Origin of the sequence: Chlamydia sp., from assembly GCF_017472245.1 — a bacterium.
Classification (GTDB): domain Bacteria; phylum Chlamydiota; class Chlamydiia; order Chlamydiales; family Chlamydiaceae; genus Chlamydia.
In genome coordinates, this window is record NZ_JAFUQR010000005.1 from 197,287 (window position 1) to 213,952 (window position 16,666).

The following is a 16,666-nucleotide window of genomic DNA, read 5'->3' on the forward strand; positions in this document are numbered from 1 at the left end:
CGGAGTTTCTGGCAAAAAACCTGACACAGAAGCTCTCTATCATGAAAATAACGATACCTTTCGACCTTGAGAGTCTTTATGCTGCCCTACTATTCATTGGGATTGCGCATTGGATCAGCAATCCTGTTTTTTTCTGCAGTAATTCACACATTCCTTACCCCTTGGCTAACACGCTTGTATGAAGAATATCAGCATAAAAAGATGCTTTTTCCAGAACGTTGGCGCCAATACCTTTGGTTAAGTGAATTTCTCCGCATCGTTAGTCGTGTTGAATTAGTTTTTGTTCTTTGGGCAGTTCCTCTGTTCTTTTTATTTTTGTATACAGAGGGATATCGAGTGACTATGGCGTACTTTGATAGCCGTAACTACGTATTTTCTCTTTTTATCATAGTCATGCTTATTCTTCTCGAGTCACGCCCTATCGAATATTTTTCTCAAAAAATCTTTGCAACAATTGCAAAGATCGGGAACCAGTCGCCTATTTGTTGGTGGTGGACAATTATGATTGCCGCACCACTATCAGCATTCTTCCTTAAAGAATCTGGGGCGATGATTATTGCAGCAACATTACTATCGAAACACTTTTATAAGTTTTCCCCATCTCCCAAATTGTGCTATGCAACTATGGGGCTGCTCTTTTCTAATATTTCGATTAGTGGACTGACGTCTTCTTTTTCTTCACGAGCTTTACTTACCATTCTTCCAGAAATTAAATGGACGAATAGCTTTATTATCAGCCATTTCAGCTGGAAAGTTGTTCTGGCAATCCTAGTCTCTACAACAATTTTTTTCTGTATATTCCGGAAAGAGTTCAAAAAGTTCCCTAAAACAATTCCCAGCTCAACAATGATGAGTGATCGCGTTCCTTTATGGATAATTTTCATTCATGTTCTTCTTGTTGGCTGTGTAATTCTGAGTCGAGCCATCCCTTTATTTTTAGGGTTTTTACTCGTGTTCTACTTAGGTTTTCAGCGTTTTACTATTTTTTACCAAAATCCTATCAAAACTGCGAAAGTATGTTTTGTAGGATTATTTTACATAGGCATTGTAATCTTTGGAGAACTTCAAGAATGGTGGGTGCTGGATTTGATGCATGGTATGCCAGATTTCGGATATATGATGACCTCCTACCTATTTTCCATATTCTTAGACAATGCTTTAGTGAACCATATTGTGCATAATTTACCGATGGCTAATGACTGCTATTTGTACCTAGTTCTCGTCGGAAGTATGTCTGCAGGAGGTCTTACCCTAGTGTCTAATATGCCCAACATTGTAGGCTACCTTATCCTAAGGCCAACTTTTCCTCATTCAGACATCTCTTTAATTCGATTATTTTTATCCGCGGTGGTCCCCTCTATTGTATCTTTAAGTGTCTTTTGGTTTTTTAGAGAAATCCCACCATTTATGTTTTGTTTATTTCGCTGACAAAAATATGTTGTCTATTTCCTATAAAAAACCTCTGTAAGGAGTGGAGAACTTTTTTTTATCGAAAAAAATCAAATATTTTTGTACTAGGGATACAACAGCGCAGGATTTATCAAGGAGCAAAAATATGCAACACACAGTTATGCTGTCTTTAGAGAACGATAACCAAGAACTTGCTTCTATGATTGATCGAGTCGTTGCTGCATCATCGAGCATTCTTTCTATTTCCCACCATTCCAAATCCGATCAACAATTTACTATTTCTAAAGCACCAGATGAGAAAGCTTCTGGCAGAATATCTCACATAGCAGCTGCCGCATTTTTGGAATAGATTGAGTACCAAGCTGTGGAGTCTCTCTGTATAGGTGAGGTCTGCACTCCTTTGCTTGAAGAGATGATTCTTTGTATTCGACTAGCGTAAATAGGGTCTTCTTCTAAAGCTTCTGGATAGCGAACAAATAAAGTAGCTCCAGATCCAGTAAGCCCTACGTAAATAGGAAGGCCTCCCCAGATTCTTTCTAGCCAATGTTTCTTTTCCTTGAGATCCTCGCGCAAGCGAAAAACAGGTTTCTCTAAGTCATTTTGAGTATAATTAAAATCTCTTCTAACAGAACAGTCTGTGGGCTGCACAGCGGCAAAAGCTCTACTAGTCAAAACTCCTTTCTTAGAAAAATAGAGAACATATTTATCAGACACAACTTCTTTCAAAGACAGGATTTGCTCACCTCGTCCCAAGCCTAAAGCGGAGCCTGTAGAAAAGAAGAAAGGAGCATCTACTCCTACTTGCTCCGCTAAACTACGCATTTCATCTTCTGATAGCCCGGCTTCGAAGAATTGATTCAAAGCAAACAAAGCTGTTGCAGCATTACTACTTCCCCCGGCTAAACCAGCTCCAATAGGAATATGCTTGACTATACGCCAGCTTACAGGTTGAAAGATTCCTGTATACTGACGAAAAAGAGCTGTGCTCTTCCAAATGAAATTATCAGAAGTTTCAAGCTGACAAGCATTGACAACCTGAAGAGAATCGTAGGAGCTTGCAGATAAAAAAAGCTCATCCCCAAAAGCCACAGCTTGGTAACGCGTAGCCATCTCATGAAAACCATCCTCTCGTTTACCAAGCAGCTGTAAGGAAAGATTAAGTTTTGCAGGAGAAAGGAGATACATATTCAAAAATAAAAAAAAGAGAAAGGGAAGCAACAGCTTCCCTCTATGTACAGAAAAATTAATTTTCCTGTTCTTCCTTGCCTTGGAGTTCTTTTTGTTCAACGATTTCGTGATCAGCACGTACTTCAACATAAAGATCCGCTGTCACGCCTTCTTTCAACTTCAATCCAATTACATGTCTTCCCAAACTCTTTATTCCACTGTGCGTACGAGGGAAGTTTTTACGAGTGAGAACGACACCTTTTTGCTCTGCAGCACTAATTATCTCACTTATGGTCACAGAACCGTACATATTGTGCTCAGAATCCACACGAACTTGGAAATCCAAAACAACATTTTTAAGCATTTCCGCTAAGCGGAGTGACTCTTCTTTATCAGCTGCAGCTTGTAACAATCTCTGCTCTTGTAATTTTGCCTGTAAGCGAAGAGTCCCAGCACTAGCAACCATTGCCTTCCCTTTAGGAAGCAAGTAATTCCTAACGTATCCAGGTTTAGCGACAACAAGATCACCGGAACGCCCTAAACCATCGACATCCTCTAACAAAAGTAATTGTGGTTTCATCCGTCATTCTTCCTTTAAGTTTAATCTTCTCCTACGAAAGGCAAAAGCCCCACATGTCGAGCTCTTTTGACAGCTTGGGTGAGCAGCGCTTGGAATCGAGAAGAAACCCCTGTGATTCTTCTTGGAAGGATCTTTCCTCTTTCAGTAACAAATCTTTTAAGAGTAACAACATCCTTATAATCGATGGTCTTCCAACCCGCGGAAACAAAAGGACATTTCTTAGCGAAACGCTTCCTTCTGTGTTCATTATGAACAGGTCTATTCATACGTTCTCCTTAACTATTATTCTGGCAATGTAGCAAATTCTAAAACTTCTTTCACAGAGCTTGCCTTAAGAGTCATAAACCGAAGAAGATCTTCGTTTAAATGATACTCTTTCCATAATTCTGAGATAGCTCCTGGAGCCACAGTAAAATAAATAAAATAGTAGTAGCCTTCTCTAGCGCCTCGAATCGTATAAGCTAATTTTTTGCGCCCCTGATCATGAATCTTTAGAACTTCGCCACCGTAGTTGGTAATTCCAGAAGTCACTTTTTCTAAAGCCTTTCGTCTAGCGTCTTCACTTAATGTCACGCTAAAAACATAGGCTCCCTCATAAAGTTGGCCTGTTTTTTCTTTCATTAAAAACTCCTAAACATTGACCTTGCTTCTTCCAATAACCACGGACAGCTACTTCTCAAGAAGCGCTTCCATGTTATCGAAACTAATTATTTTTCAGGAACTTTTTTTCAAAAAGCAACCGATAAATCTCACTTAAACTACAAATTGAGCCAAGGAAGAATTTCTTTTATGCCTTTTTCTAAAAAATCATTTAATTGCTCTTTCTCATTCAAAGAAAAATTTGCTAACACATAATCAGCGACTCCCTCATGGGGATTCGAAGGTCTCCCTATTCCTAAACGTAACTGCCAGTAATGATTCGATCCTAAGATCTGCGTGGTATTCCTCACACCATTATGCCCACCAGCACCACAATCCTGACGGAAGCGTACAGACCCAAATTCTCGATTGATATCGTCTGCCACAACAAGAATGTCTTCCACAGAAATATCGAAGAATCTTTTGGCAGCCAAAACAGCCTTACCGGTAAGATTCACATAGGTTGTAGGTTTAATAAAAATAACAGTCTTGCCAGAGATTTCTATCTTTAAAAATGCAGAAAAAAGACGTGGGGCTTCGCGAAAAACCCCAGAAAAACGAGACGCCAGCAAGTCCAGCAAAAGAAATCCAATATTATGCCTCGTCCAAGCATACTGCCGTCCCGGATTTCCTATGCCAACAACAAGCCTTGCCATGATAGTCTTATCGTCGAGCTACTGTTACCGCAACTTCTTTAAGTGAAGTAACTGGTCTAATCCCTTCTGGAATACAAATATCCGACAATTTCAAGGTCTGAGAGAGTCCTAAAGACTGAACATCCAACTCCAAAAATGGAACGATATCTTTTGGCTTACAGACAACTCGTAAGCAACGAATCACCTGTCTCAAAGAACCACCTAACTTGACCCCAATACAGTCTACAGTGTTGATACAACGAATAGGCATATTCAAACGAACATCCCGATCTTCTACTAACTCTTCAAAATCAAGATGAATAACGTCATAAGTTGTTACGTGATACTGAATGTCTTTGACCAAAGCCTTAATCACTCTCCCCTCATAAGAAAGAGAAAAAACAGTAGAAGCCAAAGCCCCACTTTCTAACGTGGAAAGAAATTTATTGAAGACATGCGCATCAACAACAATATTAGCTACGCTTTTTCCTCCGGAATAAAGAACAGCCGGAATTCCACCCTGTTGACGAATTTTTTTAATAACAGACTTCTTATTAGTCTCACGACTTTGAACCACGAGTTCCATAAAATGCTATTCTCCATTACCTTAAGCTAAAGGACCTTCACAAAAGGCCCTAAGGCTTCTTTCCCTCAACCGGACAAACGGTTCTACACGCTACACTTTACGACCTTAAGACGGCACTTATGAAGAAACCTTCATCAAGCAAGCGCCCACCATGGTACTTGCAGCCTCTGATTATTATCAAGCCTTCTGTTCCCTTGGACAGTCGTAACAAAAAACTTTCATTCTCTAAAAGAGACTCGCATTAAACGGACTTAAGGGGAAATAAAAGACAACTCTGGGGTGGAAGGATTCGAACCTCCGATGCGCGGTACCAAAAACCGCTGCCTTACCGCTTGGCCACACCCCAATGGAAGAGACCGAGTGTATCTTATGGGAGCTTTTTATCGGTAGCAAAATCTCTAAAAAACAAAAATTTTTGCACTTAAGTACATTTTTTTAAATCCCACCCTCTTCTTTTAGAAAAAAATATTCTCTTCTCATTAAAATTGTTTTTAACAAACAAAAATATCTTGAATGTTTTTATAAAAACAAATAACTAACAATTTTTAATTAACTAACAGAGCAAAAGCTTAATGAAAATTATTCACACAGCTATCGAATTCGCTCCAGTAATCAAAGCTGGAGGTCTGGGAGACGCTCTATACGGACTAGCAAAAGCTTTGGCCGATAAACATACAACAGAAGTGGTTCTCCCTTTATATCCTAAACTATTTCCTTCACTTCACGAACAAGATCTTTGCGCAGTACAGAAACTATCTTACTTTTTCGCAGGAGAACAAGAAGCAACTGCTTTTTCTTACTTTTATGAAGGAATTAAAATAACTCTACTCAAATTAGACACACAGCCGGAACTTTTTGAAGAAGCTAAAACTATATATAGCGATGATGATGCTTTCCGTTTTTGCGCTTTTTCTTCTGCTGCGGCTTCTTACATTCAGAAAGAAGGAGCTAATATTGTTCATCTACACGACTGGCATGTCGGACTTGTCGCGGGATTATTGAAACAACAGCCCTGTCCTCAATTACAAAAGATCGTTCTTACCTTACATAATTTTGGTTATCGAGGATACACAACACGAAAAGTACTAGAAGCTTCTTCTCTAAATGAGTTCTACTTAAATCACTATCAACTATTTCGAGATCCACAAATTTGTGTCTTATTAAAAGGTGCTTTGTACTGTTCTGACTTTGTAACTACAGTTTCTCCTACATATGCTAAAGAAATTTTACAAGATTACTCAGATTACGAAATTCACGACGCAATTACAGCTAGACAGCATCATCTCCGGGGTATTTTAAACGGAATAGACACTGCAATCTGGGGGCCAGAAACAGATCCCAATCTAGCTGAAAACTATAATAAAAACCTTTTTGAGAACCCTAAGATCTTCTTTGAAGCCAAAGCAAAAAATAAAGTAGCTTTATATGAGACCTTAGGGCTTTCATTAGACAACAATCCATGTGTATGCATTATTTCGAGAATTGCGGAACAGAAAGGCCCAGAATTTATGAAACAGGCCATTCTTCATGCTTTAGAGCACGCTTACACACTTGTCATCATAGGTACTTGTTATGGGAATCAATTGCAGAAAGAGTTTTCTAATCTTCAACAATCTTTAGCAAATTCCCCCAATGTAAGGATCCTTTTAACCTATAGTGATATTCTAGCCCGACAAATTTTTGCTGCAGCAGATATGATTTGCATCCCTTCTATATTTGAACCTTGTGGACTTACACAAATGATTGGAATGCGCTACGGAACTGTGCCATTAGTAAGAGCTACGGGAGGGCTAGCAGATACTGTAACGCACGGGGTTAATGGATTCTCTTTCTCCAACTCTCATGACTTTCAAGAATTCCGCAACATGCTCTCAGCAGCGATCAACGCTTACCGCAATCACCAAGACCGTTGGCAACAAATCGTTCGTGCTTGCTTAGAATTCTCTTCTGATCTAAAGAGTGCTGCTAACCAGTATCTGGAAATCTATAAACAATAAACTTTTTATGGCTCGCCATTTGGCGAGTCATTTTTCTGTAACAAATGGTTCTTATTTACCCAGATGTACTCCACTCCAGAACACACAGAGTAAAAAGCTACTAAGGAAACTACTATTGTTGCAAAAAATTCTAAATCATCCGTAGAAATAAACCCTTTTGCACAAAAAAACATAGCAAAAATAATTAAAAAGAAGCTGATCGCTTGCAAAATTGCTTTTAATTTCCCACTCATTCTAGCAGCTAATACTTGTCCTCTACTCGCACATAGCATACGCAATGTACTAGTCACAGAATCTCTAGCTAAGAAAACAAAAACAAGTATGAGAGGAAGATTTACCGGGGGTTGTGTAAATGTAAGATACAAGGAAATGCGATAAACACTATCTGCCATAGGATCTAGGAGCTTCCCTAGATCTGTGACTTGAGAAAACTTTCTTGCAATATATCCATCCACAGCGTCTGTGATTTCAGCTATAACGAGCAGAAACAACAAAACATAAGGAAGAACGGAAGCAGATAAACCAAACCACTTCCCCTTCAAATACAGAATCATAAAAATTGGTGTAATAAATAGACGAAAAACCGTCAGATAGTTGGGTAAGCTCACTCTCATCTGTTCCCTAAGACATCTTCCTTTAATTCCCACGCTGCGAACTATTTTGCGCACTTCATTTGGATATATTATTTTTTTGAAAAGCTAGCACCTTGGATCGTCTGATAATACTAACCTTGTCCCTTCTAATAAAAAATGAAACTTATCCAGTGATTGCAGGCTTCCTTAGTTCTCCCATTCTTAGCATTTCGAGAATTTATCGCTAGTCTTTCCAATACGAACTAAACATAAGAAGATCTCTCATCAATGAGCAAAAAACCTTCTATAAAGAGTCTTTTTGCCTTTGTTAGTAGATATTTCTCGCCTTGTTCAATTAATACGGCTTCCTCTACTATGTTTCTCTAGGAATGTTAGAGATTTCTTAATCTTTTTGCAGTAGGGCTAGGTTGCGGTTGTAATTCCACATGAACACGGCTTTTCCCTTTCTCAGATATCCAGGAGTTTTTTATGCCTTCACAACCACTAACTCTCCAAGCTATGATGGCAGCTATTTTGCATTTTTGGAGTGAACAAGGCTGCGTTATTCACCAAGGATATGATTTAGAGGTTGGAGCTGGTACGTTTAATCCTGCTACTTTTCTTCAGGCTTTAGGCCCAGAGCCTTTCAAAGCAGCTTATGTTGAGCCTTCTAGACGCCCACAAGATGGTCGTTATGGACAACATCCTAATCGCTTACAGAAATACCACCAATTACAAGTTCTCCTCAAGCCTGTACCCGAAAACTTTCTCTCCTTGTATCTGGAATCTCTTAAAGTCATAGGACTTAATTTGACTGACCACGACATTCGTTTTGTTCATGATGACTGGGAAAATCCGACTATCGGAGCTTGGGGGTTAGGTTGGGAAGTATGGTTAAATGGTATGGAGATCACACAACTTACCTACTTCCAAGCTGTAGGTAGTAAACCTTTGGATACGATTAGTGGAGAAATCACTTATGGTATCGAGCGGATTGCCATGTATCTGCAGAAAAAGAATTCTGTCTATGAAGTGATGTGGAATGATTCCCTAACTTATGGGGATATTACCCAATATGCAGAGCAGGCTTGGAGTCAATATAATTTTGAAACAGCAAACACCCAAATGTGGTTAAAACATTTTGAAGATTTTGCTGCCGAAGCTCTAGCTACACTGGATCAGGACCTTCCTCTTCCTGCCTATGATTTCGTTATTAAAGCATCCCATGCATTCAATATGCTAGACTCTCGAGGAGTCATCTCTGTCACAGAACGTACCCGTTATATTACCAGAATACGTCAGTTAGCTCGAGCCGTTGCAGATAAGTACTTAATTTGGCGAGAATCTTTAAAATTTCCTCTTCTTACAACAGTTCCTACCGTCCCAGCAACGACACCTAAAAAGATCCCCCAGGTTTGTCAAATTGAAGACTTTCTACTTGAAATTGGAAGCGAAGAACTTCCTGCTACTTTTGTTCCCATAGGAATTCAACAACTCGAATCCTTATCTAAAAAGCTTCTTGCCGAGCATAGCATCTCTTATGACAGCCTCGAAGTGTTAGGTACTCCTCGCAGACTAGCACTACGCATAAAAGGCCTAAGTCCTGTAACTATTCGACCAGAATCTGAGAAAAAGGGCCCCCCTCTTTCCTTATTGTTCTTGGAAGATGGCTCCCCTTCTTCCCAAGGAGAGCAGTTTTTTGCTTCCCATGGCTTGTCGATTTCCCATCGAAGTGCTTTAGACCGTCCTTGTACGGTCTGTTGTATCCGCTCCATCAACGGTGCTGATTACTTATTCCTGATTACTCCGGAAGAACGCAAAGAAACAGCCACTATTCTTGTTAATGAGCTTCCTCTGTTGATTCGAGCGATGCGATTCCCTAAAAAAATGACTTGGGATCATGGGGGTATAGAGTATGCTCGCCCTATTCGCTGGTTAGTTGCTTTGTATGGCGATCAGATTCTTCCCATATCTTTGGGATTCGTTTCATCAGGGAATACCTCTTGGGGACATCGACAATTGGATAACCGACAGATAACTATTCCCTCAAGTAGCGCGTATATTGATACATTACGCGAGGCTTGTGTAATCGTCTCCCATCGAGAACGTCGAGATATTATTGAGCAAGGCTTACGCAATCTTGCAGGAGATCAAATAGTTGCTATAGCTCCAGGACATCTCATTGAAGAAACCGTCTTCCTTACAGAACACCCATTCGTCATAAGCGCTCAGTTCGATCCTAAATTCTGCTCTCTTCCTAAAGAACTGTTAATAGCAGAAATGATTAATCATCAACGTTATTTCCCAACACAAAATCAGGAAGGCAAGATCACTAATCATTTCTTCATCGTATGTGATAATTCCCCGACAGATATCATTGTTGAAGGAAATGAAAAGGCATTAACTCCTCGTCTTACAGATGGAGATTTCTTATTTAATCATGATCTTCATACCCCGCTTACTTCTCTCGTAGAGCAATTGGGGTCCGTAACGTATTTTGAATCTTTAGGTAGTTTAACAGATAAAACAGCTCGTTTAAAAATGCACCTAGAAGAGGCCTATCAGCTTCTTCCTTTATGCTCTCAGGAAGACATTGTCACTGCAATACATTACTGTAAAGCAGATCTAGTATCTGCGGTAGTCAATGAATTCCCTGAATTACAAGGAATTATGGGAAGGTATTACCTACAAAATGCCTCCCTGTCCAAAGCCGCTGCCATAGCGATTGGAGAGCATTTGCAACATATTACTTTAGGTTCGAGCATCTCTACAACTGGAGCTTTATTGAGCATCCTTGACCGAGCAGATAACCTACTTTCGTGTTTCATCCTGGGACTGTTCCCAACATCCTCTCATGATCCCTATGCACTGCGCAGACAATCGCTAGAGATTCTTACGCTTCTTCATACAACCCAAAGTTCAATAAACATAGAGGAGTTTTTCTCTCGTCTTATCCGACATTTTCCTAGCACGATAGTCAAAGCTCCTGATGAAATCGTAAACAAACTCACTGCTTTCATTTGGGGACGATTAAAAACTGTTTTATCATCTTTAGGATTTGATAAAGAAATCATAGCCACAGTTCTAACTGACAGTTGCCCTAAAAACCCTCTCACTATCATTCAAAGTGCTCAGTCTATTCAAGACCTCAAAAATTCTCAAACGCTAGAGGTCATTGCAGCAACCCACAATCGATTAAAAAAAATCTTAGCATCCCTCTCTTTCTCTGTTACAGAGCACATATTTTCTCTACAAACTGAAGAAGACATATCCTTTAAACAAGCTTTAGAAAATTTTGCACAGAAAACAGCTGCTCTTCCAATGAGCTCCCGAGAATATTTGTGCTTGTTGAAAGACTTATCCCATAGTACAGAATTTTTCTTAGATTCGGTACGCGTCGCCTGCGATGACGAAAACATTCGCAATCAGCGCATCGCGCTCCTTGTAGAAGCCCAGAAAGCCTTTGGTTTTTATTCTTGGGATGTTTTGTAGAAAAGAGCAGGCTTTTGCCCGCTCTACTCAACAGTCTCTGAAGTAGTTTGAGGAATTAATGTGACGTCCATAACTTCTGCGGAAGAATCTCCAACAGCAATCGTAACAATTACTGGTTGCTTAGGGAACTCATTATCAGGAAATTTGCTGAGAAAAGCCTCTATCTCGGCAATCATGGGATCTTGAACCGGCGGATAAATAAGCGGAACAGTCCCAGACTGAGCGAGAACAACAAAATTCGCAAAAGCAGATAGTAAAGAATCCTCCATAGAAGAAGCTATGTCAAAAAGAGCCTCGAAGGAAATCGTATTGGAACAATCTAATAAAATAACGAGGGTCAACTTATCTCGCTCCCGAGCATCTTGCAAAGCTTGCTCGTAGCTGTAAAATACACTCGTCTCTTGTAAGTCTTCCTCTACTTCTTGTTGACACTGCTTATCTTCTTTCGAAAATGCTTCAGTTGCAGGAAGAACTAGTACAAGTGAGAATAAAGCCAGCAAGAATCTCATAAGAAAACTCCTTCCCTACTCAAATAGAAAATTTACGGTCAAGGCTATCATAATGCTGAAAAAATAGCTGCAAATAAGAAGACAGAAGAAGGCTTTTTTGAAAAATCGATGTCAAATTACATATTTTCGCAAGAAGCTAATAAACCTTCTAACTCTAAATTTTGTGAATTTTGTAGTTCGTTCAAAATATAGGTAGAGCCGTACCCTAATCCAGCACTTTTCGCAACTTCACGAGCAGAATCCAATAATGAAATTGTAGAAGAGGAACGCACAGCACCGACCCCTACAGCTTCTGAAGCAATCAAACTCAAAGTTTTAGGAGATGTGGTAGTTAGTGCAGCTCCACAAAATAAAGAGAATGTAAATGCAGTTAATAAAAAGTGAAGATTTCTCATAAACCCCCAACAATTGAGAACTAACGAGGAAGCATTCTACAATAAAATAAACTAACTATCAATAGTTTAAAACTACAATTAAAGAAATCTTAACCACCAATTAATGAAACCTGTATTCTTTCCTCGGAAAGACGTACATACTCTTGTAAAGAATCTAACTCTTTACCTGCTTGATAATAAAGCTTTCTTTTCCGGTCTCGCCAATGTTTATCTAATAGCTTCTGAACAGCCTGCACAACAATATCACGCATCAGCTCAGTATTTATCCGTCTAGCAACGAGCAACGTCATAGCCTCAGTTTCTAAAACCAAGGACATCATGTCATCAGCAGAGGGTAGCGCTCGTTGATCATTGTAATGATTCATGGCCATTACAAATACAGACCGGTATTCCGGACAAAGAAACTCCTCAGGAGACAGATAATGTTTTATAGTTTCAGCAACAAACCTTTCTTCAGATTTAGCAAATAGCAAACAACGAATCACATCAGCTTCTAGAATCATTCTGGGAGAAATTTTTCTCGGAATCTTTTTTTCTTGAACAATCTCAAGGGTAGGATCGGGTTCTGCTGACTTTTCTTTAATAGAAGGTAGTTTTCCCTTATTCTCTGGAGTAGCCAGAATAGAAGAAAGATAACTCAAAACAGCAGATTCTGGGACCTTTACCAAAGAAGCTAACTGTCTCAAATATTCATGAATCATAATAGGGCTGCCCCAGTATCTTACCTGCTGAATTACCTCTTCCACCACCTTAGCTTTTTCTCTGGGAGTAAATTGCTCATAAGAACGAATCTTATGCCAAACAAGGAACGAAAGGTACTCTTCTCCCCTATCTAATAATTCCCGTAGTTCCTCTGGCCCCCTTTGCATTAAAAAAGAATCCGGATCTTGTCCAGAAGGGAGACGACAAACTATTGCAAAAATCCCCGCAGCCTGACAAAGATCTCCAACACGTAAAGAAGCTTTCTCTCCTGCTGCATCTCCATCAAACAGTAGATACGCTTTAGACACTCCTAATTTAACAAGCTCTTGCACATGTGTCTCTGTAAAAGAAGTCCCTTGAGCAGCTAAAGTACAATTGAAGCCAAAGTCGATCATCTGCAAACAATCGGCTTGTCCTTCAACCAAGATGACTCTTCGCTCTTTAGTTATTCGCTTACGAGAAAATTGTAAACCGTACAACACACGAGATTTTTTAAACAAAAGTGTCTCAGGAGAATTAATGTACTTTCCTCCACGCCCTCTCTCCTTAAATCGTCGGGAAGAAAAGCCGATGGTGTAACCCAAAGCATCTTGTATGGGGAACATAATCCTTTGAGCAAACAAGAACCAATCTTTAGAAAGATATCCCGCCCATTCTAACTGTTTTATGGAGATATTACGCTCTTCCATAGCTCGAACGAACAATCTTTGTTCAGGGGCATAACCTATCTGAAAACGGTCTATTGTATCGGGAGAAAAGCCTCTTTTATACAAGTAGGTTAAAGCTTCCTCTCCTTCCGCTAAATGCAACAAACAATACTGAAAAAATCGTTCGGCTTCCTTATTGATGCGTCGTAAAAATTCTTTAGAATCTCTACTTGAAGACTCTTTAGTTTTTGTTTTAACAACAAGATCAACATGAAATTTTTTAGCTAGAAAGAGAACTGCTTCTGAGAAAGAGTATCCTTGTTGTTTCATGAGAAAATTAATTGCATCTCCATGCTCCCCACATCCATAGCAATGGTAATGACCTCTGGTTGGGTATACTATGAATGATGGGGTCTTCTCATCATGAAAGGGACAACAAGCCTTGTAATCTGCACCACTACGCTTTAAATGCACGTATTCCCCAAGAATACTAACAATATCGATACTGTGCTTCAGAGTCTCCAAGCTCTCTTCTGTGTAATACATGCTAGCCTAGCCCCTATCTTCTTGTTGTTTTTCAAATCCACTATCTACAAATACAAGAGTCTTACAATGTTTTTTACATATGCTCCTTCCCTTAGTAATCAGTGAGATGCCATCGTAACGCACTACGATTTTCTTGGGAATATGAGACTATGTCCGAATTCTTAGATGATTTCTTCTCTTAAGAATTTTTCTCACAAAAGTCTTATATTCCCCAAAAATGAAGCACCGTTGTACACTTTGCGCTTCGAAGGTTCCTTAGCGAACAAGCCCCGTTACCTTACCGCAAGTAAACTGTTTCAAGTACACACAATACTAGATAGAGCTATGACCCAAAAACTAACCCCAATGATGCAACAATGGCATCAGTGCAAAGAGCAAGCTGGTGATTGTCTATTATTATTTCGGTTGGGAGAGTTTTATGAAGCCTTTTTTGATGATGCATTTATCTTAGCTCAAAATTTAGATATCACTCTGACACAAAGGCAAAACATTCCTATGAGTGGTATTCCTGCTGCCTACCTAGACAGCTATGTTGACCGTTTAGTAAGCCGAGGGTTCAAGGTAGCTATTGCGGAACAAGCTGATAATCCTGAAGGAGGCAAGGGGCTTGTCCCTCGAACGATTAATCGATTAGTGACACCAGGAGCCTTACTAGCTTCTTCATTGCTTCCAGAGAAAGCAAACAATTACATTATTGCAATCAATCAAGTAGGTTCTTTATTCGGTCTTTCTTGCTTAGATCTTTCAACAGGGACTTTCCTTGTTGCTGAGTATGACAATACTAAAGATCTTATCGAAGCAATCTGTCGTCTTGCTCCTACAGAACTACTGAGCCATGCCAAATTTTATCAGAAAAATGAAGCCGTTATTAAACAACTTCGGCAACATTTACAACTCACTTTATCAGAATATGCCTCTTGGGCATTTGAATACCAGTCTGCAACTAAAAAATTATACTCCTGTTTTCAAGTTTCCTCTTTAGATGGTTTCGGGCTGCAAGGACTAGTGCCAGCTATCAACGCAGCAGGAGCGCTGCTCTCCTATATTCAAGATAAGCTTCTTCTTCCCATCTCTCATCTTTCTATCCCTAAAATTTACGGACAGCACAAACATTTACTTATCGATAAGTCCTCTCAAACCAACTTAGAATTACTGTCTGCCATTCACGGAGAACCTGGAAAAGGATCTTTGCTTCAGGTAATGGAAAGAACCTCTACTCCAATGGGAGGCCGTCTACTTAGAAGTACTTTAATCAATCCTTTCTATGATTTAAAAGAAATTATCCTAAGACAAGATAGCGTAGAATTCTTCTTACAACAAGAGGATCTTCGAAAAACTTTGAAACGGCATTTATCTTGCGTACGTGATCTAGAACGACTAGCTACCAAGATTTTCACTACCTTAGCTAGTCCAAAAGATATCGGAGCTCTTCGTGATTCACTACTTTCTTGTACACGCATTGCAAACGATTTACAGAACTATTCTCTTCCTGAATTTTTAACTAATAAACTTCTCATTTCCTTACCACTGCGCTCTCTCATAGAAACTTTATCGAAAGAGTTAATGCAAGAACTTCCTCTGAAAGTTTCAGAAGGCAATATTTTTGCTGATCACTACCATCAAGATCTTTTGCGATTAAGAAACATCAAAGAAAACTCAAAATCTTGGATTCTTGAGTATCAAGAACGTCTTCGAAGAGAAACCGGTATTAAAAAACTCAAAGTCTGTTATGCCCAAGCTCTAGGGTACTACATTGAAGTTGCTAGCGATCTTGCTCCTCAACTTCCCAAAGAATTTATACGCAGACAATCTCGTCTGCATGCGGAACGCTTTACTACCCAAGAGCTTCAACAATTCCAAGACGAAGTATTTAGTGTCGAAGATAAATTACAAACTTTGGAGACTAAGCTCTTCAAAGAGTTATGTTGCTACATTATGCAACATAGAGATCTAATCCTAGAACTTTCCACGGCAGTTGCTGATTTGGACTACGTGTCATCTCTCGCGGAGCTAGCTGCAGAATATGATTACCGCCGTCCTCTTGTTGACCATAGTGATGCTTTGTCCATCACCAAAGGCATGCATCCTGTTGCTTTAGCCTTACTAGATAAAGGGACCTTTATCCCTAACGACACGGTAATGCACAGTGCTCAAACTCGCATGATACTCCTCACTGGACCCAATATGGCTGGGAAATCTACTTACATTCGTCAGATTGCATTATTAGTCATTATGGCTCAGATGGGATCTTTTATCCCTGCACGTTCCGCTCATATCGGTATTATTGATAAAATTTTTACACGAATTGGAGCCGGGGACAACCTTTCTAAAGGAATGTCTACTTTCATGGTAGAAATGGCCGAGACTGCAAATATTTTGCATAATGCAACAAATCGATCTTTAGTTATCCTTGACGAAGTCGGTCGAGGAACAAGTACATATGATGGGCTTGCCATTGCACAGTCTGTAGTAGAATTTCTTTTATTCACAGAAGGGAAACAAGCCAAAACGTTATTTGCTACGCACTATAAAGAGCTCACAGCATTAGAGTTGCATTGTCAACATGTAGAAAATTTTCATGCTGTTGTAAAGGAAAATGGCGGCCAGCCTATTTTCATGTATGAAATCATGAAAGGCCACTCGAAAAAAAGTTTTGGTATTCATGTTGCCAAGCTTGCAGGTTTCCCTCTTTCCGTTGTATCAAGGGCTCAACAGATCTTGCATCAATTCGAAGGACCAGATCTGCGTCCAGAGCCAGAGAAAGCTCAGCAGCTGGTGATGTTTTAACT

Annotated in this window: 15 protein-coding genes and 1 tRNA gene; 5 read left to right on the top strand and 11 right to left on the bottom strand. The window is 39.6% G+C overall.

What is annotated here, in order from left to right; genetic code table 11:
* The first annotated feature begins 78 nt into the window (after nucleotides 1-78).
* Together IJ490_RS01900 and rbp7 are read left to right on the top strand one after the other, a co-directional pair.
* Nucleotides 79-1,428, top strand: coding sequence for a putative Na+/H+ antiporter (locus IJ490_RS01900; protein WP_291892873.1), 1,350 nt, complete (start codon nucleotides 79-81; stop codon nucleotides 1,426-1,428).
* A 127-nt stretch (nucleotides 1,429-1,555) separates the two neighbouring features.
* A complete protein-coding gene (gene rbp7, locus IJ490_RS01905; protein WP_291892875.1) occupies nucleotides 1,556-1,759 on the top strand; it encodes a reticulate body protein Rbp-7 in 204 nt (67 codons plus the stop codon).
* Here rbp7 and ispE read toward each other — a convergent pair.
* The 7 genes from ispE to IJ490_RS01940 all read right to left on the bottom strand — a co-directional run bounded on the left by ispE (nucleotide 1,729) and on the right by IJ490_RS01940 (nucleotide 5,363).
* A complete protein-coding gene (ispE, locus tag IJ490_RS01910; RefSeq protein ID WP_291892878.1) occupies nucleotides 1,729-2,595 on the bottom strand; it encodes a 4-(cytidine 5'-diphospho)-2-C-methyl-D-erythritol kinase in 867 nt (288 codons plus the stop codon). The two genes, rbp7 and ispE, sit on opposite strands and share 31 nt — an antisense overlap.
* 58 nt (nucleotides 2,596-2,653) lie before the next feature.
* On the bottom strand, nucleotides 2,654-3,157 hold the full coding sequence (rplI, locus tag IJ490_RS01915; RefSeq protein ID WP_291892881.1) for a 50S ribosomal protein L9: 504 nt from the start codon (nucleotides 3,155-3,157) through the stop codon (nucleotides 2,654-2,656).
* A gap of 20 nt (nucleotides 3,158-3,177) precedes the next feature.
* Complete coding sequence (rpsR, locus tag IJ490_RS01920; protein WP_291892885.1) at nucleotides 3,178-3,423, bottom strand: 30S ribosomal protein S18; 246 nt, start codon at nucleotides 3,421-3,423, stop codon at nucleotides 3,178-3,180.
* Nucleotides 3,424-3,439: 16 nt separating this feature from the next.
* The gene (rpsF, locus tag IJ490_RS01925) at nucleotides 3,440-3,778 is read right to left on the bottom strand and encodes a 30S ribosomal protein S6 (protein WP_291892888.1); all 339 of its coding nucleotides are present in this window, start codon (nucleotides 3,776-3,778) and stop codon (nucleotides 3,440-3,442) included.
* Nucleotides 3,779-3,915: 137 nt separating this feature from the next.
* Complete coding sequence (gene pth / locus IJ490_RS01930) at nucleotides 3,916-4,452, bottom strand: aminoacyl-tRNA hydrolase (protein WP_291892890.1); 537 nt, start codon at nucleotides 4,450-4,452, stop codon at nucleotides 3,916-3,918.
* 7 nt (nucleotides 4,453-4,459) lie between these two features.
* Nucleotides 4,460-5,017 carry a 50S ribosomal protein L25/general stress protein Ctc gene (locus IJ490_RS01935; protein WP_291892893.1) on the bottom strand — a complete coding sequence of 186 codons (558 nt, stop codon included), beginning with the start codon at nucleotides 5,015-5,017 and terminating at the stop codon, nucleotides 4,460-4,462.
* Nucleotides 5,018-5,291: 274 nt separating this feature from the next.
* A tRNA-Gln gene (locus tag IJ490_RS01940) sits at nucleotides 5,292-5,363 on the bottom strand.
* Between the two features lie 226 nt (nucleotides 5,364-5,589).
* Between IJ490_RS01940 and glgA the strand changes: the two genes are divergently transcribed.
* Nucleotides 5,590-7,014, top strand: coding sequence for a glycogen synthase GlgA (gene glgA / locus IJ490_RS01945; protein ID WP_291892896.1), 1,425 nt, complete (start codon nucleotides 5,590-5,592; stop codon nucleotides 7,012-7,014).
* Between the two features lie 5 nt (nucleotides 7,015-7,019).
* Here glgA and pgsA read toward each other — a convergent pair whose 3' ends face one another.
* A complete protein-coding gene (pgsA, locus tag IJ490_RS01950; protein ID WP_291892898.1) occupies nucleotides 7,020-7,628 on the bottom strand; it encodes a CDP-diacylglycerol--glycerol-3-phosphate 3-phosphatidyltransferase in 609 nt (202 codons plus the stop codon).
* A gap of 447 nt (nucleotides 7,629-8,075) precedes the next feature.
* Here pgsA and IJ490_RS01955 point away from each other — a divergent pair, with 447 nt between their 5' ends.
* On the top strand, nucleotides 8,076-11,078 hold the full coding sequence (locus tag IJ490_RS01955) for a glycine--tRNA ligase (protein WP_291892900.1): 3,003 nt from the start codon (nucleotides 8,076-8,078) through the stop codon (nucleotides 11,076-11,078).
* A 23-nt stretch (nucleotides 11,079-11,101) separates the two neighbouring features.
* Here IJ490_RS01955 and IJ490_RS01960 read toward each other — a convergent pair whose 3' ends face one another.
* From IJ490_RS01960 to dnaG, 3 genes are all read right to left on the bottom strand, one after another.
* A complete protein-coding gene (locus tag IJ490_RS01960; protein ID WP_291892903.1) occupies nucleotides 11,102-11,587 on the bottom strand; it encodes a hypothetical protein in 486 nt (161 codons plus the stop codon).
* A gap of 116 nt (nucleotides 11,588-11,703) precedes the next feature.
* Nucleotides 11,704-11,982 (bottom strand): hypothetical protein, encoded by a 279-nt coding sequence (locus IJ490_RS01965; RefSeq protein ID WP_291892905.1) that lies wholly within the window; start codon nucleotides 11,980-11,982, stop codon nucleotides 11,704-11,706.
* Nucleotides 11,983-12,071: 89 nt separating this feature from the next.
* Complete coding sequence (gene dnaG, locus IJ490_RS01970; RefSeq protein WP_291892909.1) at nucleotides 12,072-13,877, bottom strand: DNA primase; 1,806 nt, start codon at nucleotides 13,875-13,877, stop codon at nucleotides 12,072-12,074.
* A 324-nt stretch (nucleotides 13,878-14,201) separates the two neighbouring features.
* Between dnaG and mutS the strand changes: the two genes are divergently transcribed.
* Nucleotides 14,202-16,664, top strand: a complete 2,463-nt coding sequence (gene mutS, locus IJ490_RS01975; RefSeq protein WP_291892912.1) for a DNA mismatch repair protein MutS — start codon at nucleotides 14,202-14,204, stop codon at nucleotides 16,662-16,664.
* Nucleotides 16,665-16,666 lie beyond the last annotated feature (2 nt).